The 25,110-nt window shown below is 47.7% G+C and carries 18 protein-coding genes and 1 pseudogene; 2 read left to right on the top strand and 17 right to left on the bottom strand.

Translation table 11 applies throughout. From position 1 onward, the window contains the following. Positions 1-55: 55 nt before the first annotated feature. From CV944_RS04065 to CV944_RS03995, 15 genes are all read right to left on the bottom strand, one after another. Entirely contained in the window at positions 56-1,417 is a 1,362-nt protein-coding gene (locus tag CV944_RS04065) for an ABC transporter substrate-binding protein (protein WP_100663879.1), read from the bottom strand. 330 nt (positions 1,418-1,747) lie between these two features. Beyond that, a complete protein-coding gene (locus tag CV944_RS04060) occupies positions 1,748-2,695 on the bottom strand; it encodes an arabinan endo-1,5-alpha-L-arabinosidase (protein WP_100663864.1) in 948 nt (315 codons plus the stop codon). A 127-nt stretch (positions 2,696-2,822) separates the two neighbouring features. Further along, positions 2,823-4,124: a glycoside hydrolase family 27 protein gene (locus CV944_RS04055; RefSeq protein WP_060475907.1), complete on the bottom strand. Its 1,302-nt coding sequence runs from the start codon at positions 4,122-4,124 to the stop codon at positions 2,823-2,825. A 112-nt stretch (positions 4,125-4,236) separates the two neighbouring features. Then, positions 4,237-5,727, bottom strand: coding sequence for an L-arabinose isomerase (gene araA, locus CV944_RS04050; RefSeq protein WP_100663863.1), 1,491 nt, complete (start codon positions 5,725-5,727; stop codon positions 4,237-4,239). A gap of 16 nt (positions 5,728-5,743) precedes the next feature. Next, positions 5,744-7,438, bottom strand: coding sequence for a ribulokinase (locus CV944_RS04045; RefSeq protein WP_100663862.1), 1,695 nt, complete (start codon positions 7,436-7,438; stop codon positions 5,744-5,746). Positions 7,439-7,454: 16 nt separating this feature from the next. Beyond that, positions 7,455-8,141 carry an L-ribulose-5-phosphate 4-epimerase gene (araD, locus tag CV944_RS04040; RefSeq protein WP_020279030.1) on the bottom strand — a complete coding sequence of 229 codons (687 nt, stop codon included), beginning with the start codon at positions 8,139-8,141 and terminating at the stop codon, positions 7,455-7,457. 93 nt (positions 8,142-8,234) lie between these two features. Further along, on the bottom strand, positions 8,235-9,329 hold the full coding sequence (locus tag CV944_RS04035) for a GntR family transcriptional regulator (protein WP_011231396.1): 1,095 nt from the start codon (positions 9,327-9,329) through the stop codon (positions 8,235-8,237). A gap of 302 nt (positions 9,330-9,631) precedes the next feature. Beyond that, on the bottom strand, positions 9,632-10,855 hold the full coding sequence (gene mmsB, locus CV944_RS04030) for a multiple monosaccharide ABC transporter permease (protein WP_014195985.1): 1,224 nt from the start codon (positions 10,853-10,855) through the stop codon (positions 9,632-9,634). A 1-nt stretch (position 10,856) separates the two neighbouring features. Beyond that, the gene (gene mmsA / locus CV944_RS04025) at positions 10,857-12,398 is read right to left on the bottom strand and encodes a multiple monosaccharide ABC transporter ATP-binding protein (RefSeq protein WP_074044698.1); all 1,542 of its coding nucleotides are present in this window, start codon (positions 12,396-12,398) and stop codon (positions 10,857-10,859) included. 81 nt (positions 12,399-12,479) lie between these two features. Continuing rightward, on the bottom strand, positions 12,480-13,559 hold the full coding sequence (gene chvE, locus CV944_RS04020) for a multiple monosaccharide ABC transporter substrate-binding protein (RefSeq protein ID WP_100663861.1): 1,080 nt from the start codon (positions 13,557-13,559) through the stop codon (positions 12,480-12,482). Between the two features lie 178 nt (positions 13,560-13,737). Next, a complete protein-coding gene (locus CV944_RS04015; RefSeq protein WP_021321554.1) occupies positions 13,738-14,946 on the bottom strand; it encodes a response regulator transcription factor in 1,209 nt (402 codons plus the stop codon). 13 nt (positions 14,947-14,959) lie between these two features. Beyond that, positions 14,960-16,735, bottom strand: coding sequence for a cache domain-containing sensor histidine kinase (locus CV944_RS04010; protein ID WP_020279035.1), 1,776 nt, complete (start codon positions 16,733-16,735; stop codon positions 14,960-14,962). Positions 16,736-16,770: 35 nt separating this feature from the next. Further along, on the bottom strand, positions 16,771-17,778 hold the full coding sequence (locus CV944_RS04005) for a substrate-binding domain-containing protein (RefSeq protein WP_011231402.1): 1,008 nt from the start codon (positions 17,776-17,778) through the stop codon (positions 16,771-16,773). A 314-nt stretch (positions 17,779-18,092) separates the two neighbouring features. Continuing rightward, positions 18,093-18,857, bottom strand: coding sequence for an enoyl-CoA hydratase (locus CV944_RS04000; RefSeq protein ID WP_100663860.1), 765 nt, complete (start codon positions 18,855-18,857; stop codon positions 18,093-18,095). Positions 18,858-19,201: 344 nt separating this feature from the next. Continuing rightward, positions 19,202-20,638 carry an aldehyde dehydrogenase family protein gene (locus CV944_RS03995; RefSeq protein WP_100663859.1) on the bottom strand — a complete coding sequence of 479 codons (1,437 nt, stop codon included), beginning with the start codon at positions 20,636-20,638 and terminating at the stop codon, positions 19,202-19,204. Between the two features lie 426 nt (positions 20,639-21,064). On the opposite strand from CV944_RS03995, the gene CV944_RS03990 reads away from it, so the two are divergent. Continuing rightward, entirely contained in the window at positions 21,065-21,715 is a 651-nt protein-coding gene (locus tag CV944_RS03990) for a cyclase family protein (protein ID WP_100663858.1), read from the top strand. A gap of 117 nt (positions 21,716-21,832) precedes the next feature. On the opposite strand, the pseudogene CV944_RS03985 reads toward CV944_RS03990, so the two are convergent. After that, positions 21,833-21,940: pseudogene (locus tag CV944_RS03985) on the bottom strand (maltose acetyltransferase domain-containing protein); the annotation flags it as partial. A gap of 51 nt (positions 21,941-21,991) precedes the next feature. After that, positions 21,992-23,371: a D-serine ammonia-lyase gene (locus CV944_RS03980; protein WP_100663857.1), complete on the bottom strand. Its 1,380-nt coding sequence runs from the start codon at positions 23,369-23,371 to the stop codon at positions 21,992-21,994. Between the two features lie 276 nt (positions 23,372-23,647). On the opposite strand from CV944_RS03980, the gene CV944_RS03975 reads away from it, so the two are divergent. Further along, entirely contained in the window at positions 23,648-24,817 is a 1,170-nt protein-coding gene (locus CV944_RS03975; protein ID WP_100663878.1) for an MFS transporter, read from the top strand. The last annotated feature ends 293 nt before the right edge of the window (positions 24,818-25,110 follow it).

The following is a 25,110-nucleotide window of genomic DNA, read 5'->3' as shown; positions in this document are numbered from 1 at the left end:
ATACCGGTGTTATTGGCACAACACCGGTATTCACCTGTTTTCTCTTGAACAATTGTCATTTTTTGCTTGCTTGTTTTTCTTGTTCGATTGCCTGATCCAACAGCTTTTGCATTTTCGGCTTTGCTTTCTTTACGTACTCTTCAGCGGACATTTTTCCATCTAAAACTGGTTGCAGATTGCGATAAAACTCGTCGTACCATTCACCGTTGTACGTATATTCTGTCGGAAATGAATGCCCATAATCATTAATGATATCCAAAAATTCCTGCTTGTTTGCCGGCTTAATGGAAGGATCTTTTGCCCACTCTTCAGCTACTTTCACAGAGTTCGGCAACTGTACACGCTGGTCAACAAGCGCTTTCTGTCCCTCTGGATCAGCGGACAAATATAATGCTAACTCTACTGCCTCTTTTGGATGCTTGGTCATGCTTGACACCCCGATTCCAAGCGACCCAACCCAAGTAGCCGGTTTGCCAGTCGAACCTGCAGGCCATGGAATCAAATCATACTCAAATTTGATTTGTTGGTCAAAAGCAGCTAAATCCCAAGGACCTACAGGGAAAAAGCCAAGTTGCCCTCTCAACCAGCGTTGATACGTATCCAATGTCTGCGCCTCCGCAATCGATGGGGTGACCTTATATTTATTCTGCATGTCAGCAAAGAATTGGAGGGCTTCGATAAATTTCGGATCGTCAACGGTAACTTTCGTTTTGCTTTCATCAATCCAATCGGCACCATTGCTCCAAACAAACGCTTGCAACGTCCATGTGGCATTTAAACCTGTTCCCCATTGGTCGAGCTTCCCATCGCCATTCGTGTCTTTGGTTAGTTTCTTACAAACATCAATAAATTCTTGCCATGTATATGGTTTATCTTTATCTGGAAGAGGAATCCCTGCTTTTTCAAACATCGTTTTATTGTACCCGAGTGCAAACGGTCCTAAATCTTTCGGCAGCCCATAAAGATTTCCCTGACCGACCTTTTCTCCATCAAATCGATATTTATTTACCCCTTTTTCCCAAATATCTTGGAGATTAACACCTTTTGAGTTTTCTACATATTTTGTGATGTCTAATAGTACATTGGAATTCACATAAGCGCGAAGTTCTCCGGGGTTGAAATAAAACACATCAGGTATTTTTCTTCCCGCGATCGCAGCCCGTAGTTTCGTAGCATATTGATCTGGCGACGTAACAACAATATTTACTTTTACATTCGGATGTTTTTCTTCGAATTTTTTCACTACGTTCTTATAAGCTGTTTGCTCTTGGGGCTGTCCCCTAAACATAAACGTCAGTTCTATTTTTTCCCCATTGCCATTGCCGACAGATGCGTTTTTGTCCGAACACCCTACTAAAGCAGAAATCACGGCAAACGCTAGAGCAAGAAAAAGCGTTTTCATTTTTTTCGTCCTCATCATCCAAATCCCCCTTCGACATACTCATTTGCAACCATACTTCACGCCAATCCAAATGTACGAACAAAACACCTTCATATTTCTTAAAATAATGAGCCCCCCTCCTAAATATGTAAGCGTATTCTTTATTCAATTTACATATTAATCTAATTGTTCGTACATGTCAATGATTTTTTTAAATTTTCAACTTATTTTACTTAATTTGTTCGTACATATTATTACATTCTTTGATCCCATCCGTTTATAAAATGTATTCTTTCATAAATCCCTTTAAATACCGGTTGTTTTTTTGAATGGAAGCAAATCCTCTCTCATATGTTTTCTCTGCCTTCAAACTGACAAATACGGCCACCCTTCATCATCCCAATACAAAGGCCGGATTTGCAACGTTGGCTCTCCGTTTTTGAGAGCGTCGTACGCATGGTTTACAAGAATGGCGGAAACCCCCGAGAAATAAACGGCGCAATGCCCTGGTCCTATCCAACGGTCGTTCCCTTCGTCAAGAATCGTGCCGCCTCCCTGCATCATCGATACACCATTTTTGTCTACGTATGGCCCTGTAATGTCCTTTGACCTACCAACGGCGATTTTATACGTGCTTTCAATACCGCGGCAGCAAAAATCAAATGATACAAACAAATAATAATATCCGTTCCGGCACACGATAAAAGGGGCTTCGATCGCATTAGGCTCCTCACCCCTGCTGGCAATCGTCAGCAACTCGGCCTGCGCGGCAGGTTTCATTGTTTCAGTGTCGAGCTGAATCAACTGAATTCCCGACCAAAAAGAACCGAAACTTAACCAAGGTTGCCCTTCCTGATCAAAAACTACATTCGGATCTATCGCATTATAGTTATCGGAAGCCGTTGAATGAATAACGGGACCCATGTCTTTCCATTCATAGTCAGGATCTCGCGGGTCAAGGGTCCGATTGGTCGCCAATCCAATCACCGATGTGTTTTTTCCAAAGGTAGAGACTGAATAATACAGATAGTAAATTCCGTTATAAAAACATATATCGGGCGCCCATAAATGATCTTCGTCTTTTTCTGGAACATACTGCTTGCACCAATCCGGCAACGATGGAAATACCCGGCCCATATTCTCCCAATGAACCCCATCTTCAGATGTTTTGATTTGAATGCCGCTCCCGGTGTGAAAAACATACCATCGACTTCCCTCTTTTGCGATGACTGGATCATGAGCCCATAAATCTCCCTTAAGACTCCAATCCATTTCGTAAAAGTTAACATTGCCAAAGGGGTGGAAATGAACCATTTGCTTAGTCTCCTTTTAATTTGGATTATTTTCAGAACTTTATAACATATTGTTTTAAGCCCAAAACCATTGCTGAGATGGAACATGCCATAGTTTCTCAATTCTTTAAGAATCAAAAAAACAAAGTCTATAACCCCTTCCCTACAGCTGGGGATAATTTCACCAATATCGACTGATGAGGACCTAATTCAAATGCCAGTTGATGTTTAACTAATCCTAGATCCTCTTTGGCCCACAAATCCCTAGCCTTCATAGGTTCCATACATCCTAGATCTTTTAAAGAAACAGAAACAACTGATCGTTTTTCACTAATGTTAAACATGGCGACAAATTGATTTCCTTCAGCATCCTGTGAAGTCCAAACGACATGATCATTCTCCCGATATACTTGCCGTGCTCCGTAGCCATTTTGATGAACGTGTAATACTTCTTCATTTGTTAAAAGAGAAAGCGTCCACTCGTCATTATCTCTTAATTCACCGCCAAACATCAGCGGAGATCGAAAAATTATCCATAACGTCATCATCGTACGCTGTTCATCTTTGGTAAATCGGGTCATACGGTCGGTACCACCGCCATCTACCGAACGAATGCCAATATGACCTAATGGCAGCATATCCGCATCGGGCCAATGCCCTGGACCAACAAGCTTGCACCATTTATAGCATCGCTCAAACATATCATAAAGCAATTCCCATCGATCCCAGAAATCATCAGTCATTCGCCACATATTCGCATTTTCCACAAACAACGTAGCATGATCAAGTGGAGCTGGTCCAGGCGACAGGCTAAGAACCATAGGGCGTCCGCAGCGATCAATTGCCTTACGAATCATTTTGATTTCTTCCGTATGGGTACCATAAAGTTTTGATGCAGCAATATCATCGACTTTTACAAAATCGACTCCCCATTGCGCATAAAGCTGAAATAAGGAATCGTAATAAGCCTGAGCTCCTTCTTTTCGATGGTCTACTCCATACATATCAGTGTTCCAAGGACAAATTGAGTTCGTATCCGCAATATCGCGTGCACCTACATTTGTCCCCAAAATTGGCGTATTTTGATGAACAGCTTGACGTGGAATTCCCCGCATAATATGGATGCCAAACTTTAATCCAAGATTGTGGATGTAATCGGCCAATGGTTTAAATCCCTTTCCTCCCTTGGCTGATGGAAATCGATTTACCGCCGGCATTAAACGTGAATATTCATCCATTTCTAATGGGACAAACGGACGGTAAATCGACGAATTGGCGCCGGGTTCATACCACTGAATATCGACCACAACATATTCCCATCCAAATGGTTTTAAGTATTTTGCCATATATTCCGCATTCCCTTTTACTTCATCTTCCGTAACTGACGCCCCGTAACAATCCCAGCTATTCCATCCCATTGGCGGAGTTTTTGCCCACTGATAGTGATGCATACTTGCATCTCCTCTCTGCACATCCTTATTAGAATAAGAGGACATGAGCCCTCCCCTCAAGTCAGCCCATGTCCCTGATGTCACGTCATATTACGGATCTGCACGTGAAATCTTACCGCCCCCGCCAAAACACTTCGTTCCATTTCAGTTCATTTTTGAAGGACGAGACGGACGTATGTTCATTGATCACGACACATTCAATCCCTGCCATTTCCGCAAAGTCTTGCAGCTGTTCTGTTGTAACCGCAAATGAGAAGCACGTATGGTGGGCGCCGCCAGCTAAAATCCATGCTTCAGCGGAGTCGCGGAGTGACGGGCGCGGTTTCCATAGAATGCGCGCAACAGGCAGTTTCGGCATCTCATGTTCTGGTTTCACTGCATCGACTTCATTGACAATGAGACGGAAACGGTGTCCTAAGTCAATCAACGAAGCATTGACCGCAGCACCCTCGCCGCCGTCAAACACGAGACGGGCTGGATCTTCTTTTCCACCGATCGAAAGCGGATGGACTTCGATGCGCGGCCGGGTTGCGGCAATCGTCGGGCATACTTCGAGCATATGCGCGCCAAGAATCAGTTCGTTGCCAGGCTCAAAGTGGTACGTGTAGTCTTCCATGAACGACGTTCCTTTGCCACCGGCCATCACTTTCATCAACCGGACGAGGGCGGCCGTTTTCCAATCGCCTTCGCCGCCGAATCCATATCCCTCTGCCATAAGCCGTTGAACCGCTAGTCCTGGAAGTTGCTTCATGCCGTGCAAATCTTCAAACGTCGTCGTAAAGGCAGTGAAGTTCCCGTCTTGCAAAAAGGCTTTTAACCCAAGTTCAATCCGCGCCTGCTCACGGATCGACTCGCGAACCGGTCCATCTTGACGGCCGGCAGGTACAATGTCATACAGTTCGGCATATTCATCAAGCAGTTCGTTGACGCTTTGTTCAGAAACATCGCGAATAGATTGCACCAAATCCCCAATGCCATAACCGTTGACCGACCAGCCGAATTGAATTTGCGCTCCCACTTTGTCCCCTTCCGTTACCGCCACTTCGCGCATGTTATCACCGAAACGGGCAACTTTGAGATGGCGGCTTTCCGCAAAGGCGACGGCCGTCCGCATCCATTTCGCCAGCCGCTCGCGGACTTCTGGGTCTTCCCAATGACCAACGACCACTTTCCGGGCAACTCCCATTCTCGCACCGATAAATCCGTATTCTCGGTCACCGTGAGCTGATTGGTTTAAGTTCATAAAGTCCATATCGATGCTGTCCCACGGAATATCACGGTTAAATTGAGTGTGAAGATGCAATAACGGTTTTCGCAGCTCCAAAAGGCCGCCAATCCACATCTTCGCTGGCGAGAATGTATGCATCCAAGTGATGACCCCAGCGCATTGTTCGCTCGCATTCGCCTCAAGGCAAACGCGCCGAATTTCCTCTGGCGTCGTCACGACTGATTTGAAAACGAATGGGAACGGAAACACCGAATCGCGATTCCATTCATTGACCATGATTCTTGAATGTTCTTCGACTTGTTTTAACGCTTCTTCTCCGTACAAGTGCTGACTTCCTGTCACAAACCAAAATTCATAAGGACGTAATGATAGCATCATTGCTCCTCCCCGTTCACGATAAAGTCACAGATTCTTTCGCCGCTCGTGCGGTTTCTTTCCAATGTTTAAGCCGTTTCATGACATCGTTTTCCCCACGGCCGAAGTAGTCATGCAGTTTCGTATATTCTTGATACAATTGTTCATAAATGGCAACATTCTCTGGAATCGGTTTGAACGTCTCTTCACGCACTTTCCCCATGTTTCGTGCGGCTTCCACAATGGATTCATAACCGCCGTTTTCTTTGCCGGCCGCAACCGCCGCAAACATGGCGGCTCCGACTGCAGGAGTTTGTTTAGATGCCGCAATTTTAATCTCGCGGTTAGTCACATCGGCATAAATTTGCATGAGCAGCTTATTTTTTTGCGGCAGGCCGCCGCATGCATACAGTTCGTCGACCTTGACACCGTTTTCAACAAACGCATCAATAATTTTGCGCGTGCCAAATGCCGTCGCTTCAAGCAGCGCGCGGTAAATCTCCTCTGGTTTGGTCAGCAACGTATATCCAACGATGAGCCCCGTTAAATCGGTATCGACCAACACCGAGCGGTTGCCGTTCCACCAGTCCAAAGCAAGCAGCCCGGTTTCTCCCGGACGATAGGCAGCAGCGCGCTTTTCCAGCCACTCATGGACACTAACCCCTTCTTTTTCCGCCGCTTCTTTCACATAGGCCGGAACCCCTTGTTCGACATACCAAGCGAAAATATCGCCCACCGCTGACTGCCCGGCTTCATAGCCGAAATATCCCGGAATGATGCCATCCTCGACCACCCCGCACATTCCTTCCACATACTTTTCTTCCGTACCAAGCAACATATGGCAGATCGATGTGCCCATCGCCATCACCAGTTTGCCTGGTTCAACGACCCCGACACCCGGCACGGCCGCATGGGCATCGACATTTCCGACGGCAACGGCGATTCCCGGAAGGAGGCCCATCATGGCCGCCATTTCCTTCGTCAGCACTCCTGCTCTTGTGCCGAGCGGAACGATCGGGCCGCGCAGTTTCGTTTCTGTTACGTGTTCCAGCCGCGGGTCGAGCGCCCGGAAAAACTCCTTGCTTGGATAGCCGTCCTGTTTATGCCAAATGGACTTATAGCCCGCCGCACAGCTATTCCGGACGATATTGCCGGTCATTTTAAATACAACCCAATCAGTCGCTTCTAAAAAAAGATCGGTTTGGTCGTAGATATCTGGCGCCTCGTTTAGAATTTGCCAAATTTTAGCAACCATCCATTCGGATGAAATTTTTCCCCCGTATCTCGGTAAAAACGCTTCGCCTCGTTTGGTCGCAATTTCATTGAGCAAGTTCGCCTCATCCTGGGCGGCATGGTGCTTCCACAATTTCACCCAGCTGTGCGGGCGATGCTTAAACTCCGGTTTCAAGCAAAGCGGCTCGCCAGAAGCATCGACCGGCAACATCGTGCACGAAGTAAAATCAATGCCGACCCCGATCACATCAGCTGGGTTGACCCCAGACTTTTGCAATACCGTTGGAACAGCGGTCACCAATACTTCAATATAATCAGCCGGGTGTTGCAGCGCCCAGTCTGGCTCGAGTTGTACGTTCGATTCCGGCAGCACTTCATCAATGACTCCATGAGGATACGGAGTGACATGGTCCGCAATTTCGTTTCCTTCTAGATCAACAAGAACCGCTCGCCCCGATTCGGTGCCATAGTCAATGCCAATGACATACTTTTTCCCCATCTCGATCTCCCTCCCTTTATTGCCCGTAGTAAGCGTTTGCGCCATGCTTGCGCAAATAGTGGCGGTCAAGTAGCGACTGGCTGATCGGTTGCACATTTGGATTGAGCATGAATGTTCTTGCCGCCATTTTCGCCACTTCTTCCAAGACAACGGCATTATGAACCGCGTTCGCTGGATCTTTCCCCCAAGCAAACGGTCCGTGGCCGTGCACCAAGACACCTGGCATTTGCAGCGGATCGAGAAAACGAAACGTTTCCGTAATGACCTTTCCGGTCTCTAGTTCATAAGCTCCTTGAATTTCTTCATTGGTCATCGGACGAGTGCATGGAATTTCCCCATAAAAATAGTCCGCGTGCGTCGTCCCTAATACTGGAATTCCTTTTCCAGCCTGCGCCCAAATCGTCGCCCAAGTCGAATGGGTGTGAACAACTCCACCGATACCAGAAAATTGTTTATACAACCAGAGGTGGGTCGGGGTGTCCGACGACGGTTTTAAGTCCCCTTCCACCACATTTCCAGTTAAATCCACGACCACCATATCATCAATGGTCAACTTGTCATACGCCACCCCGCTTGGCTTAATGACAACCAACCCGCGCTCCCGATCAATCCCGCTCACATTTCCCCACGTAAATGTCACGAGGCGGTATTGCGGGAGCTGCAGGTTGGCCTCTAATACGGCTTGTTTCAACTCCTCAAGCATTGGCTCCCACTCCCTATGAAAAAACTCCTCACCTCCATTATACTATTGTACGTACAATTTTTCTATAACTTTTTTTGATCTCTCATACATTTTTTAAATTTCCTTTGTTGAGTTACGGACAATTAGCTCCGGTCGATAAATGATATCGCCAATTTTATCGACTGATCGTTGTTCGATCATTTGAATGAGCATCTCAGCCGCTTGAACGCCCATTTCTGTTTTCGGATGGCGAATCGTCGTCAATTTCACCTCCGTCGCTGTCGCAAATGTAGAGTCATCAAAGCCAACGATCGAAATGTCATCGGGAACCGATAACCCTTGTTGGCGAATGACTTCAAGAAGCAAAATCGCCAGCTCATCGTTGTAGCACACAAAGGCTGTCGGGCGCTCCTCTTTCGGCCGTTGCAAAAACTCCCGCGCCACCTCAAGCGGTTTTGTCCATTTCTCCTCTGTTGCGTAGGAAAGAAGATACTCCGTCGCCACAGGCACCTCGTGTTGCTGATGGGCGCGAATAAAGCCGCGCAAACGATCCACCCCTTGCAAATCGTCGGTTTTAAAGAAACCAGCAATCCGGCGGTGCCCTAAACGAATGAGATGGTCGGTCAATAAAAATCCTCCCTGCTCGTCGTCCATTTTGACGCATGGACAGCTCACTTCCAAATAGCGGGCATTGATCATCACGTACGGAATATGGAGGTTATTGAGCGACAAGTAGTAGCCCAAATTTGGATTTCCTTGCGCGCTTTTTGTCGGTTCGATGATCAGTCCGCTCAACGGCTCCCGGATCATCTCCTCAAGCTGCTCTTTCTCTCTCTGTTTATCGTTATTCGTGCTGGCAAGCAAAAGACGGTATCCTTTTTCCCGCAGCGTCTCCTCCGCTCCTCGGACGATATGGGGAAAAATATAATCGGAAATATAGGTCGTTACGATTCCGATCGTTTTCGTATCCACCTGTTCTTTCGGCTTCGGTCGGGACACAAATGTGCCGCTCCCTTGGATTTTGTACAGCCATCCTTCCTTCTCGAGTTCCCCTAGCGCCTGCCGAACCGTATGTCGGCTTAGTTGAAACTGGTTGGCGATTTCGTGCTCGGTTGGAATTTTCTCATCCGGCTTCATTTGTCCGGAAATGATCCAAGATAAAATTTCTTGTTTTAATTGCAGATATTTAGGCAGCGTTTTCTCCTTCATAGTCCACCTCAACGATAAAATAATGAGATACAAATTAATTTTATTATAACAGTTTTTATTTGTCCGTATCATTGCGCTAAGAGCAGACGGCGGAAAATATATGAGGCGCCTGCACACGCCCTTTTTCAAGCGAAAGAGAACAGTGGGAGAAAACGCTTCAACCTCCAAAACCACTTGAAATGCGACTCGGCATACGGATCATATGAACCGATCGAACTCTTTTCGAGCATAAAAGCCCTGTGTCCATCTTTTGACCATTTGACAAAAAAGCCAAGCAATGCGCTTGGCCCTTCGCTTTCGCATTAAGCAGCTTTATTTTTGTTGTAAATATCAAAAGCCACAGCAATAAGCAATACAAGCCCTTTGATGGCCTGTTGCCAGTCAATACCGAGCCCCAGCAAGGACATCCCGTTGTTCATGACACCCATGACTAGACCGCCGATGATCGCTCCGCTAATCGTGCCGATTCCTCCATAAGCGGATGCGCCTCCAATAAAGCACGCCGCAATGGCATCGAGCTCAAACAAGTTCCCCGCTTTCGGCGTCGCAGCGTTGAGGCGAGCGGCAAAAATCAATCCGGACAAAGCGGCCAACACGCCCATGTTGACAAACACCCAAAACGTGACACGTTTCGTTTTAATCCCGGACAATTGCGCAGCCTTCTCATTACCACCAATCGCATAAATATGGCGGCCGACGACCGTCCGGTTCGCCACAAAGGAATAAGCAATGATCAACGCAACCAAAATCACTAGAATCGTCGGAATTCCTTCATACGTCGCCAAAATATAAGTAAAAATCATGATTACAGCGGCAATCACAGCCAGCTTCAAGGCAAACATCGCCGCAGGGGTGACCGCAAACCCATATTTTTTCTGACTGTTTCGTTTTCTCCATTCCAGTACAACAAATAAGAGAGAAGCGGCGAAACCGATCACAATGGTGAACAGATGGATCTCTCCTCCATGAAATACGTCAGGGAGAAACCCAGAACTCATATTTTGGAATGTTTTCGGAAACGGGGCGATCGACTGTCCTTCCAAAATAACCATCGTCAATCCTCGGAACAGCAACATCCCTGCTAATGTAACAATGAATGATGGAATTTTTACGTACGCCACCCAAAATCCTTGCCATGCGCCAATCAAGGCTCCGAGCAATAAACAAATGAGCACCGTCAACCATACTGATGCATGGTGCTGAACCATCAGAATGCCGGCCAATGCCCCGACAAAAGCTGCCACCGATCCGACGGACAAATCAATATGTCCGGTGATAATGACAAGCATCATGCCAACAGCCAGCACCAAAATATAACTGTTTTGCAAAATCAAGTTTGTAATATTTAATGGCCGCAACAAAATGCCTCCAGTTAACACTTGGAACAATAACATAATCAAAATGAGAGCGATGACCATACTGTAACTTCTCATATTGTTTTTGATCATCTGCTTCAACGATAACTGCTGACTTTCTGTAGACCGCTTTGGAGAATGTTGTGCTGTTTTTTGCATTAGTGCTCCCATCTTATGCCCCCTCCTGAATCGCTGTTTTCGTCATAAGCCTCATTAGTTTTTCCTGTGTCGCTTCTTCCCGCGACACCTCTCCAGTGATTATCCCTTCACTCATCACATAAATTCGATCGCACATGCCAAGAATTTCTGGAAGTTCGGACGAAATCATTAAAATACCTTTCCCTGCATCGGCTAGCTGCTGAATAATCGTGTAAATTTCATATTTCGCGCCGACGTCAATCCCCCGTGTTGGTTCGTCGAGAATCAAAATATCTGGCTCAGCAAAAATCCATTTGCTTAACACCACTTTTTGTTGATTCCCGCCACTAAGGGCTTCTACTTTTTGAAATACGCTTGGCGTTTTAATTTTGAATTGGTCACGGAATCGCTCCGATTCAACAATTTCTTGATTTTCATCGACCACAAAATGATTCGAGATTTTTCCTAAACGGGAAAGCGTAATATTTTTCCGAATGTCTTCCATTAAGATAAGGCCATTTCCTTTTCGATCTTCTGTTACATAGGCAATCCCGTTGGCAATGGCCTTGCTGACATCGCTGACATCGATTTTGACCCCGTTTTTCCATATTTCTCCGCTAATTTTCTTTCCGTATGACCGACCAAAGATGCTCATGGCCAATTCGGTTCGTCCCGCCCCCATAAGGCCGGCGATCCCGACAATTTCTCCTCTGCGAATCGACAGATTGATATTATCAAGCACTTTGCGCTCCGAATAAACAGGGTGATATACTGTCCAATTCCTGACCTCGAATATGATTTCGCCTATCTTCGGTGTTCTTGAAGGATAGCGATTCGTTAAATCGCGTCCGACCATTCCACGGATAATCCGGTCTTCGGTCACTTCATCATGTTTCATATCCAACGTTTCAATTGTTTTTCCATCTCGTAAAATCGTGATCGAATCAGCGACTTTCGTAATTTCATTTAATTTATGGGAAATAATAATGGCCGATAAACCCTGTTTTTTCAATTCCAAAAGCAAATTCAGCAAATTTTCGCTGTCATCTTCATTTAATGCCGCTGTCGGCTCATCCAAAATAAGCAATTTCACATCTTTAGCCAACGCCTTCGCGATTTCTACAAGTTGCTGCTTGCCGACGCCAAGTTGGCCGACCAGTGTATGCGGCGACTCATCTAATCCGACTTTCTGCAACAGCTTTTTTGTTTGAGCGATCGTTTCATTCCAGTTAATGATGCCTCTTTTCGCCCGTTCATTCCCTAAAAAAATATTTTCGGCAATGGATAAATAGGGAATCAAGGCCAGCTCTTGATGAATGATAACAATTCCTAACTGTTCGCTCTGTTTAATATCTTTAAATCTACATACTTCGCCCTTAAATAAAATTTCTCCGTCATACGTGCCGTACGGATAAACGCCGCTCAAGACTTTCATTAATGTCGATTTTCCTGCTCCATTCTCTCCACAAAGCGCGTGAATTTCCCCTTCCCGTATTTTTAAATTCACATTATCAAGTGCTTTCACTCCAGGGAATTGTTTCGTAATCCCTCTCATTTCTAAAATAAACTCAGACATCTCCCGCTGCCCCCCTTGTAAGAGAGTTACGGATATAAGGGGGTACAGGTACATCCCTTATATCCGTCTTTTTGGCATCTTCTACTTTTCTAAATCTTCTTTTTTATAATAACCGCTGTCAATCAACACTTTTTCATAATTGGATTTATCAACCGAAACTGGTTCCAACAAGTACGCTGGGACAACTTTGACCCCGTTATTATATGTTTTCGTATCGTTCACTTCCGGCTTTTTCCCTTTCAACACCGCATCCGCCATCTCAACCGCTTTTTTCGCCAATTCCCTTGTGTCTTTAAATACCGTTTGCGTTTGTTCCCCTGCGATAATCGATTTCACCGAAGCCAATTCCGCATCTTGCCCAGTAATCACCGGCATCGGCTTGCTCGGAGTTCCGTAACCGACCCCTTTTAAGGAAGAAATGATGCCAATGCTAATGCCATCGTACGGGGACAAAACCGCATCAACGCGAGCATTCGTATAATGCGCGCTCAACAAGTTATCCATACGTGCTTGAGCCGTAGCTCCATCCCAACGCAATGTCGCTACTTGGTCAAACTTCGTTTGGCCGCTTCTCACCACTAATTTTCCGGAATCAATGTACGGTTTTAACACCGACATCGCTCCATCAAAGAAGAAATAGGCGTTATTGTCATCTGGAGAACCGGCAAACAACTCAATGTTGAACGGTCCTTTTCCTTCTTTCAATCCGAGCTTTTGTTCGATGTACTGGCCTTGCAGCACACCAACTTTAAAGTTATCAAACGTTGCATAATAGTCGACGTACTTGCTGTTTTTAATCAAACGGTCGTACGAAATGATCTTAATCCCTTGTTTATGCGCTTTTTCCAACACGTCCGTCAACGCTTCCGCGTCAATCGGGGCAATCACTAGCACGTTAACCCCTTTGGTGATCATGTTTTCAATTTGCGATACCTGGTTTTCGACTACGTCCTCAGCATATTGCAAATCCGTTTTATAACCGAGTTTTTTGAACTCTTTCACCATATTTTGCCCGTCATGGACCCAGCGCTCGGATGATTTCGTCGGCATGGAAATGCCAACAAACCCTGCATCTTTTCCGCCGCTTGCTCCAAGTCCCCCACAAGCAGACAAAGATAATACAAATACCAATAATGTCAGCACATATAAAAGCCTTTTCATTTTCGTTCCCCCTTTAAATTTGTACGTATATTTAATTTCTAGCTTTACTATATCATCGAACGAATTGTTCGTCTTTTCAATCCATTAACCGTTTTTATAAAAATTTAACTTTGTTGAAGCGTTTTCAAAAAAACAGAACGATCTTTACCAAAAAAGACCGTTCTGTAAGTGCTTGCTCTCAATCTGTATATTCACTGATCATGCGCGTTCTTCGATATTGATTCGGTGATACACCCATCGCTTTTTTAAAAGCGGTGCTGAAATAATGTTGCGTATCATAACCGACACGTTCCGCAATTTCATGGATCGGCAGTTCGGTAGACAAAAGCAATTCCGCCGCCTTCTCCATCCGGATTTTCGTCAACAAATGGATGAACGAAATACCGAGCTCTTGCTTGATCATTCGACTTAAATAAACCGGAGAGACATTGAGAAACTCAGCAACGGACTCAAGCGTCAAATCCGATTGGCTAAAATGCTTCTGTATATACTGCCTAGCACGACGGACAATCGGAGAAAGGCGGCTTTCTTCCACCATTTGCTCTTTGCATTTTTCATATGCCGTCGCCACCCCGACCATTCCTCCTTCCACCGTTTCTATATATACACTGGCTCTAATGTGCAAATGTTGTTTCAGTGCCGTTTCCATCTGCCTACACTGTTCTTCACTGATCGGTTTCCAGCTGATCACAACGATGAACTCGTTTGAATCACGAAAAACAATTTTTTCACCATCCTCCAATAATTCAGAGATGGCGTTTTCGATGGCAAATAAAAGCAACTGCCGATCCCGATCGCTCACAATGGGCTGATTTTTAAATGAAAACCATTGAATCACCACGACTTGCGCAGGGCAAGACCGTGAAAGTCCAAGCAATGACAGTTGTCTCATGATATCCTCATCCGTCAGTCGCCCTGCTACCCATTCCATCCCTAATTGCTGGCGAAGCACGTGAACATGCTTTTGTACTTGGTTCGTTAACAGTTCCATATATCGTTTTTCCTTTTGCTCCTGTTCGAGCTTCTCCTTCACTTTTGCGACTACTTCGTACAATCGCTGCGGATCAGTTGGCTTTAATAAGTAATCATCCACTTGAAGGCGAATCGCCTCCTGTGCATACGAAAACTCATCATAACCGGTAATTACAATCATATGGCAGTTGGGCAACTTCTCCCGCACATGTCTCATCAGCGTAAGCCCGTCCATGATCGGCATGCTTAAATCGACAAACAATACATTCACTCGATGCCGTAAAGCTAATTCCAACGCCTCTTCCCCATCTTCTGCTTCTGCAACAACTTCCATGTTAAATTCATTCCAATCGATCGACTCCCGAATCCCTTCACGAATGATCGCTTCGTCATCTGCAATCAGCACCTTCCACATGAATCCATCCCTCCTAAGGAAGATGGGTGATGATTGGATGCACAATCGTCACGGTTGTTCCTTTTCCTTCCTCACTATCGATATGCAACCGGTAGGACGGGCCAAATGTTAATTGTAAGCGAGCTTGTACGTTCATCATTCCATATCCTTTCACCTTTCGCATTCTGCCTTCCTGGTCTCCTGATGTAAAATCAATGTCTAAACTTTTCCTCAACTCTTCCAGCCGCTCCCGGGACATTCCGACGCCATCATCTTTTACACGAATATACATTACTCCTTTATGTTCTCGCGCTTGAATCCAAATATGTCCTGGTCCTTTCCGCTGTTTAATGCCATGATAAATCGCGTTCTCCACAATCGGCTGCAACAGCAACTTTAACACATAAAATTGTTGCAGATATTCCGGAATGTCAAATGTATAGTCTAACTTATCTTTATAGCGAACTTCCTGGATACGTAAATAACTTTTAATATGCTCTACTTCCTCAGCCAAAAGAATCATATCCTTCCCCTTGCTTAATCCGATGCGGAACAGCTTTGCCAGTGTGCCGACCAATTCAGCAACATCATCAGCCCCTTTTTTGCGTGCCATCCATTGAATGGTATCTAATGTATTGTAAAGGAAGTGCGGTTTAATTTGTGCTTGCAACCCCCGCAACTCTGCCTCCCATCGCTGCCGCTCCTGCCATTCGGCCAAAGAAATAAAACGCTGCATTTGATCCAACATGTGGTTGAAACTTCGACCCAACATCCCAATTTCATCCGTACGCTCACCATGATAACGAACCGTTAAATCGCCTGCTTGCGCTTTTTTCATAAATGCCGTCAACTGGCTGATCGGACGAGATAATGAAAACGACAGGTAATAGGAAGCACCAATTGCAATAAAACAGACGAAAAAAATAAAACTGACAATATAAAAATGGATCTCTTTCACTTCTAATGCCGATTCATCGCTGGGGAACACCCCGATTGTTGTCCAATTCGTAAATGGAGAGCGCTGGTAAATAAACTGAACATGTTGTCCATTGATGTTCTTGGAAAATGCACCGCTATTTCCTTTGATCCAGCGCAATGGGACAGCTGTCACTGTAGAACGGCTCGGAGTATAGATGCTTTTCCCCTGCTCATCCATCACCAATAAATATCCCCATTTTCCAAGACGGATATTTTTAGTAGCTTCCGCAATCACTCTCAACTTTAAATCAACCAGTACAACCCCTTTCACTTTTTGTGTCTCGGGATCCATAATGGCTCGAACTGCAGATACGACTTCTGCACTTGTATAATGGGCATGAGAAATAACATTTCGTCCGATAGGATGACCGAGCATTTTAAAAATCCCTTTATTTTTCACAGCCTCACGATACCACCATTCCTTTGTCAATGGCGCGGAAGAACGGCTGTACATTTCATTACTTATATAGTCGCCATATTCGTTAACAACTAAAATCCCCGCAATCTCGGGATACAACGTAGTGATTCCTTGCAAAAATTGACGCATTTCATAATCATTGCGAGGCGCTCTACGATCCAAAAACGCTTTCATTTGTGGATTAAAGGCAATGAGATACGTTGCGTTTTGCATATTATTGGCATAAAACTCTAATGTCTGATTGACTTGGCTAATCAATTGCAATGTATTTTCATTTACTTGTCGTTCGATAATTCGATCAACCGTCCACCCTACCAAGCTTCCTAAACAGAGTGCAGGCACAATCATAGAGATGAGTAACAACGAAACAAACTTGTATCGTATCGGCCAATGGCTAACCCGCCAACGCTTCATCATTCGCAACCTCAATCACTCATTTCTCTATGTAGTCATTTGGCATAAAAATGATCCACATTTTCCCGCGTAACGACCGTAATTCCTGTATCAACATACGTTGGCAACGGTGAATCTCCTGACCGGGATGGAGATGTGAGATGATGATGAAGATGAAATAAAAATTGGAGCGACCAATATCCCATATTCCACGTTCCTTGCGCCAACGTCGCAGCAATAACGCCCCCCTTCACTAAATCTAACGTTTGTTTTTCTGTATCGAAACTAATGAGCTTAATCTCTTTCTTATTTAGCTCTTTGACTGCTTCTGCCATGCCAACTCCCCCGTTCGCTTCTGTTGCAAAGATCCCTTGCACATCCGGATAATCCTTTAAAATCTCCATTGCCGCCTGTTTTGAGGCCATAGCGTCCCCTTTTCCATTCTTTACGGCCACCACTTGCATTCGCGGATATTTTTGATAGATCGTCTCAACAAATCCTCTCGTCCTCTCTTGATGATTGAGTTGATGAGGGGAAGTAATGATCGCGACTTTCCCCTCATTCTTCAGCAGTTTAGCCATTTCGTGAGCCGCCGTCACTCCAGCGCTATAATTATTCGTCCCTAGAAATGAAAACGCCTTGCTTCCCGAAGCGTTCGAGTCAAATAATACAACTGGAATCCCTTCCTCGACTGCTTTATTGATTGTCTTCGTCAGCGCAGTCGGATTAATGGCAGAAACCGCAATCCCAGCTGGTTTTCTCGCGATCACTTGTTCGAGCACTGTCACTTGCTCATTGACGTCATATTGAGTCGCCCCTCGATATTCTACGGAAACGTTCAACGCCTCCGCTGCGTCTTCAAATCCTTTGAGACAGCGTTTCCAATAATCCATGCCTGATTGGAAGGTGACCATGACGTATTTTTCGTCGGGTTTGCCATAGAACGGTGACGTGTCCTCATTAACAGACTGAATACGAGACACATCATGTTGATAATGATAAACATACGCGATAAACACCGCTAGCAATCCTGCATACGCTACAATTAAAGCCCTTATTCTCATTATCCATCCCCTGTCTTTATCATGTCTTTCGATATATACTTACAAATTTCGATTCATTCTATGGAGTTGTACGAATCAATACATGTAATATACTACAATGTACCATGATTCAAACTAGTAGTTCAAATAAATTTGACACCCATTTGGATCGTTTACGCAAAAAAACTCTCCCCTTCAGGTAATGAATAGGACACCCTGATGAGAGAGGCTGGATGAAACGGATGATTATTCTGCTAAACACCATTCCGATAAGCGATCATACCCTACCTGATTCTATGTCATCAGTTCACCATAGGCATCAGAAAATCTCTTCCCTACCTCCCCCGAAACACCGGCTTCCGCTTTTCTAAAAAGGCGCGGACGCCTTCGCGGTGGTCTTCGGTTTGCCGCATGCGCTGTTGGGCGTCGGTTTCGAGTTCGAGCACGCGAAGCAGCTCCTCTTTTGTTTGTTCGACGTACAGCATTTTCGTGGCGATCATGGCTTGGAGCGGTTTTTCCTGCAAGGAAGCAATAAATGGTTCGGCCTGCTCCTCGTTTTCGACAACGAAATCAACGAGCCCAAGCTGCTGCGCTTCGTCGGCGCTCATCGGTTTTCCTTCCCAAATAATCTGTTTGGCTTTGGCGGTCCCGACCCGCTGCGCCAGGAAGAAATGCCCGCCGCCGTCTGGGATGAGACCAATACCGATGAAATTCATCGCCAGGCGCGCTTCTTTCGTGGCGATAAGATAATCGCTTGCCAAGGCGAAGCTGAATCCAAGACCGGCCGCTGGGCCATGGATGAGGGAAACGGTGATTTTTGGCATCGTATACAGGAGCACGATCATCTCCCGAATCGTATTCATCACCGTCTGAAACTGGTTTGGATCATCGACAGCGAGCATCGTCTTAATGTCGCCCCCAGCCGAAAATCCTCTTCCTCTGCCGCGGATGACGACAACGGAAGCGTCGCTTTCCTTGATTTTCCGCAGCGCGTCGACGAGCTCATGCAACATTTGTACATCCATCGCATTGAGTGCCTGCGGGCGATTGAGTTCCAGTATTGCTTTGTTTTGGTCAAATGTCAAAACAACTGTTTCCATCGTTCTCCCCCTCTGAATCATCATTCATTTATTCATTTCCCGATCGGAGGGCAAAATTCCTTTTTTGTGCATGAAAAACTGGGTGCCCGCAGTCAAGGCACCCTCCCTTTCATTGCATTTTACCGTGTATGTTTGCCTGCTTTCTTTACAGCCGTCCTTTCTCCTCGCCTAAAGCAGCAAGCAGCCGCTCGATCCGCTCGAGCCGGCACCCCATACTCCCGATGGAGAAGGCGATCCATATTAACTGCCACAAACAGCACAAACGGCAGAAGCCACGCAAACAAAGGAAACAACCCATCTCCAATCGGAATCCTCATTTACCCTAACTTTTTCCATCTATAATTTTAGTTTTCGTTAAAAATAATCAACTTCAACTCCGTCATTTCCTCGATCGCATAGCGAATCCCTTCGCGGCCAAACCCGCTTTCTTTCACGCCGCCGTACGGCATATGGTCAACGCGGAACGTTGGGATGTCGTTAATCAACACGCCGCCAACGTGCAGTTGTTTCGCCGCTTTCCACGCGGTATGGACGTTGTCGGTGTAGATGCCCGCCTGCAAGCCGTAGCGCGAGTCATTGACCAGTTCAATGGCTTCATCGATCGAACGGACGCGGTTGATCAAGACGATCGGGGCGAACACTTCTTGGCACGACACTTTCATCGTCGGTTCGGCGTCGACAATGACGGTCGGAAGCAGGATGTTGCCGTCGCGTTCGCCGCCAAGAACAACGTTGGCGCCGCCTTGTTTCGCCTCTTCGATCCAAGAGAGCGCCCGATCGACGTCATTTGGCGTAATTAAGGCCGACACATCGGTATTCGGATCGAGCGGGTCACCCGTCTTCAATTGTTTGGCCGCCATGACAAATTTCTCAACGAATTCGTCATAACAATTCTCATGCACGTAAATGCGCTGGAGTGAAATGCACACCTGCCCTTGGAACGTGAACGCGCCAAATACGCAGCGCGGGATGATGCGGTCAAGATCGACCTGCTCGTCGACGATCACGGCCGAGTTGGAGCCAAGCTCCAACGTCACCCGCTTTAAGCCTGCTTTATTGCGGATCGCGATGCCGACTTCCGGGCTGCCGGTGAAGGTGATCATGCTGATGCGCGGGTCGGTGACGATTTTATCCCCGACCGTGCGGCCGCTTCCGGTGACGACGTTGAGCGCCCCTTTCGGCAAACCGGCTTTTTCGAACAGTTCGGCAATAAAGTAGGCGGACAACGGCGTTTGGCTCGCCGGTTTCAACACAACGGTGTTGCCTGAAGCGATCGCCGGGCCGAGCTTATGGGCCACCAAGTTCATCGGGAAGTTAAACGGCGTAATCGCCCCGATGACGCCGATCGGCTCGCGGACCGTCAAGGCGATGCGGTTTTCCCCGCCCGGCGCGGCGTCAAGCGGCAGCGTTTCCCCGTGAATGCGCTTCGCTTCTTCGGCGGCGAATTTGTACGTTTGGATCGTGCGGGCGACTTCCCCTTTCGCCGTGGTGATCGGTTTGGCTGCTTCCAGTGCGATCAACCTTGCCGCTTCTTCCTGCCGCGCTTTCAGTTGCTCGACAACCCGCTCTAAAATGGCGGCCCGCTCATGAGCAGGCATAGCGGCCATCGTTTGCCGCGCGGCGTATGCCGCCGCGATCGCTTCGTCAACTTCTTCTTCCGATGCAGCCGGGATCTCGGCGATCGTCTCGCGTGAATACGGTGATTTCAGTTCAGTGTAAGACTTCCCTTCCCGCCATTCGCCGTTGATGTATAGCTTCTGTTTCTGCACCGCGGTTGGCATCTTTTCACCCTTCCCTTCTTTTAAGCACGCGGCCGAAATTTTCCCCTTCAGTATATGTCCCGCATGCCCTGTTTATTTGTTTCATTCGCCATCGCGCGTGAAAATCCTTCCACTTGTCCTTTGTTTACGAAAGCCGTCCGTTGCCATGCAGCGCCATCATTCGCCTCTCTCGTTACGGGTGACGTTCCCCTCCCCTCTCTATGATAACACTCCGTCGCTCGGTTTGCCGCCAAACTGCTTGCCCCTGTTCGCGGAAAAACAAGCAACATAGCCCTTGGTCACCGGCCGCCCAACGTTCGGCGCAACATTTCCTCAGCTAACCGTTCAGCCCCGCAAGGCATGATGATGGCTTTCTAATTCCTCCTTCTCCTATGTTTTTGTTGTATGATAAAAGCAGCCAAAAATAGTGTAGAAGGAGATTTGGAAATGAACATCAAAACACTCATCGACCTCACCATGCCGATCACGGCCCAAACTCCGGTGTACCCGGGGGATCCGAAGCCGAAAATCGAACCGGCGGCGACGTTCGCCCAAGACGGCTACCACGTCAGCCGCCTTGTGCTTGGGTCGCACAGCGGCACGCATGTGGATGCGCCGTTTCACTTTTGCGAACACGGTTGGCGGCTCGATGACGTGCCGCTCACGTATTTTCTTGGCCGCGGCGTCGTGATCAATGCCACCGGAAAAGCGGAAGGCGAAGCGGTGACGATGGCCGATGCCGCTCCGTATATCCCGAAGCTGTCGCCGGGAACCATTGTGTTGTTTCATACCGGCTGGTCGCAATACGCCGGAACAAAGCGGTATTTCCATCATCCGTACGTCGCGCCGGATGTGATTGAAGCAATGCTGGAGCGGGGCGTGCGGACGTTTTTCATCGACGCGCTCAACATCGACCCGCCCGACGGCTCTTCGTTCCGCGCTCACGAGCTCATTCTTGGCGCCAACGGGGTGATCGGGGAAAATTTCGTGAACTTCGAGCGAATCGATTTTGATGACCCGTATATTATTGCCCTCCCTCTTTCCTTGCCTAGCTGCGACGGTTCGCCTGTTCGGGCGGTGGCAGTGCAGTGGGCGTAACGAAGAAGGATGATGCAACCAAACGCCCCGCACATGCTTTGATGCGGGGCGCACTTCCTTTGGCTAGTTAATCCATTTGATCACTTTCGCCGGGTTCCCGCCGACGACCGCGTTGGCGGTTTCATTATACAAACGAACGAGCCGCCGCGCCCGCTCCTTGACGAGCTCCGGGTCGGCGGGGTTGTACCATTGCCCCGCCAACATCTTTTCTTTTTCGGTTTTCATCGAATCCGTCCAACACTTTATGCATTCGTTTCAAAACTCCATGGAATGATCTTATCGTCCTTCAGAAAAACCGTTCCCTGTCATCGTTTCGATGCGCACGCCTTCCCGATAATAGGCCTCCATCACACCCTTTGGCACCATGCTTCCACCGGTAGCCCAGCCAATATGGACGGCGTTTTTCATCTTTTCTTTCAAACCGTTTGCCTCTACGTACGTTTGCCCCGCCAAATCACGAAACAGCCGAACAGGCCCCGCCACCCCCGCCAAGGCGGACGGCTCTAAATAGATTTCCTCCGTTTCCACCATCGCCGCGAGCAAGCGGTAAAGCGTCGCATCGTCCACTGTATAGACGCCGCTGATGACGTTCTCAAGCATGTTCCCCACCAGCCTCGACGGCCGACCCACCGCCAGCCCGTCGGCTTCCGTCTTGTTATCGAGGCCAAAATCTTGCACCGACACGCGATCGTGCTGTCCTGTCATCAGGCCGAGCAACATGCAAGGCGAATGCGTCGGCTCGGCGAAAAAGCAATGGACATGATCGCCGTACACGAGCTTTAGGCCAAACGTCACCCCACCCGGACCGCCGCCGACGCCGCAAGGAAGATATACAAAGAGCGGGTGGTTTTCATCAACCGTGATGTTCATGTCCTCTAATTGCTTTTTCAGCCGAAACGCCGCCACCGCATAGCCTAAAAACAGATGGATCGAGTTCTCATCATCGATAAAATACGACGTTGGATCCTCGGCGGACTGTCTTCGCGCCTCTTCCACCACTTTGTTGTAATCAGTGAGATGTTCGATGACGGTGACCCCTTTGCTTCGCAATAAGTCTTTTTTCCATTGTTTCGCATCGGCTGACATATGAACGGTAACGCGGAACCCAAGCTTCGCCCCGATGATGCCGATGCTCAAGCCTAAATTTCCCGTCGAACCAACGACAAGCGAATAGCGGGAAAAGAACTGTCTGAATTCCTCACTGTCCATCACCGCATAGTCATCCCCCATGGTGATCATATGGTTTGCCAGAGCGAGTTCTTCCGCATGTTTCAGAACCTCGTAGATTCCCCCTCTCGCCTTGATCGATCCGGAGATGGGAAGATGGCTGTCACATTTCAGCAACAGCTCCCCTTCAATGTTGGTCTGAAACATCTTTTCCAAACGCTGTTTCATGTTCGGAATTCGCACTAAAGGGGATTCGATGATACCGTGGGCCGTTCGCGTCTCGGGAAAAACTTTCGCGATGTAGGGGGCAAAGCGGCGCAATCGCTCTTCGGCCTCCTTGACATCGCGCTCGCGTAAAGGAATCGTTCGAATGGCTTGCGCAAACGCGTGATATTTTGGATTGCGCCAAAATACCTCTTCGGCCGCCATGATCGTTTTAAGCAGCGGGAATTCCTTTACCCACTTTTGGATTTCGTTTTTGGTCATCATGCACCATTCTCTCCCATGCGTGTTTGTCGTTTCGTACCCTTGGCGGATGCCGGTCCAAAGTCCACTTCATGGTTTGCCGAACCGTTTGCCGTTTACCTTCAGTCTCGCGAAAACCGCTTCCATTGTCAATGGGGATGAAGGGAAATGGTTTGTGGATGACATTCGGGAGTGATCCCAGCCTTGTCGGAATGGCCAAGCGAGGCATGATCCGCTTTGAAAAATGTCTGTCTTTCCATTATGATGAAAGAGGCAAACCATATCGTGGAGATGATGATCATGAGCAATCGTCGCGATTTATCGCTTTTGTTTCTCGTGATGTTTTTGGTCATGGCCGGGTTTGGCATCATCATTCCCGTCCTTCCGTTTTACGCAGAAAAAATCGGCGCTTCCCCGACACAACTCGGCTGGTTGATGGCCGTTTATTCGCTCATGCAATTTTTATTTGCGCCGATGTGGGGGAATTTATCGGACCGCTATGGACGAAAGCCGATGCTGCTTGTCGGCATTTTCGGTTTGGCCCTTTCGTTTTTCTTGCTCGCCGTCGCGACAAAACTTTGGATGTTGTTTGCCGCTCGCATCATCGGCGGATGTCTATCGGCGGCCACGATGCCGGCCGCTATGGCGTACGTCGCAGATGTGACAACGGAAGAAGACCGGGGCAAAGGAATGGGGATGATCGGAGCGGCTGTCGGGCTTGGATTTATTTTCGGACCGGGGATCGGCGGCATATTTTCAAAAACGAGCTTGACCGCTCCGTTTTGGATGGCAGGCAGCTTGGCGCTCTTGACCGCTCTATTCGTTTTCGTTTTCTTGCATGAGTCGCTTCCGAGAGAAAAACGAATGAATATACGAACAAAGCGGCCATCGCTTGCGGCCGCCCTCCAAGGGCCTGTAGCGCGCCTATACTTACTGCAGCTGATCACAACGTTTTCCCTCGCCGGACTTGAAGCGACGTTCGCCTATTTTGCCGCTGAACGAGCGGGGCTTTCGTCGACGGAACTGGGCTACATCTTTATGATCATGGGGCTTGCAGGGGCCATCGTCCAAGGAGGGTTGCTTGGAAAACTGATCCGCTCATTCGGGGAAGGCGCTGTCATTCGTGTCGGGCTGTTCTTGTCAGCAGTTGGCTTTTTTCTCATTTTATTCGTTCACAGCTTTTGGACAGCCGCGCTCTATTTAACGATTTTCGGCATTGGCAACGGCGTCATCCGCCCGTGCGTCTCCGCCTTGTTAACGAAGCATACAGCGGATGGCCAAGGAAGCGCAACAGGCGTCTTATCATCGTTCGATTCGCTCGGCCGCATTGGCGGTCCGGCGATCGCCGGCTGGCTGTTCACCTTAAAGCCCAGTTTGCCATATGCGGCAGGAATTGCGCTTACATTCATTTCCTTTTCCGTTTTTCAATCGTTCCAACGCGCGATGATGCAAAAAGACTCGGCCCTTTGACACAAGAGGAGGACGGATGTGGACATCCCCTGTTACAGATCAGCGAGCGAAAAAGCCCACTCCTTGAGGGGTGGGATGAAAGCGAGCCCCGTCTAACCTAGCGCACTGGTCACAGGTGCGCCGCCCATTGGGGTACATCCTAACCCGATGGGACGGGGTGATGACACACCCCTGAATTTGGGCGTTGTCCGAACTAGAAATGGATGAGGACGCGAACGACCCAAGAATCCCACGCCTTTAGGCGTGCGGAGTGTCAAACTCACGCACGGAAGTGAACGTCTTATGCATTGGGG

The organism is Geobacillus sp. WSUCF-018B (assembly GCF_002809985.1).
In the GTDB taxonomy this organism is placed as follows: Bacteria; Bacillota; Bacilli; order Bacillales; family Anoxybacillaceae; genus Geobacillus; species Geobacillus thermophilus.
This window is presented reverse-complemented; position numbering and strand designations above follow the sequence as displayed.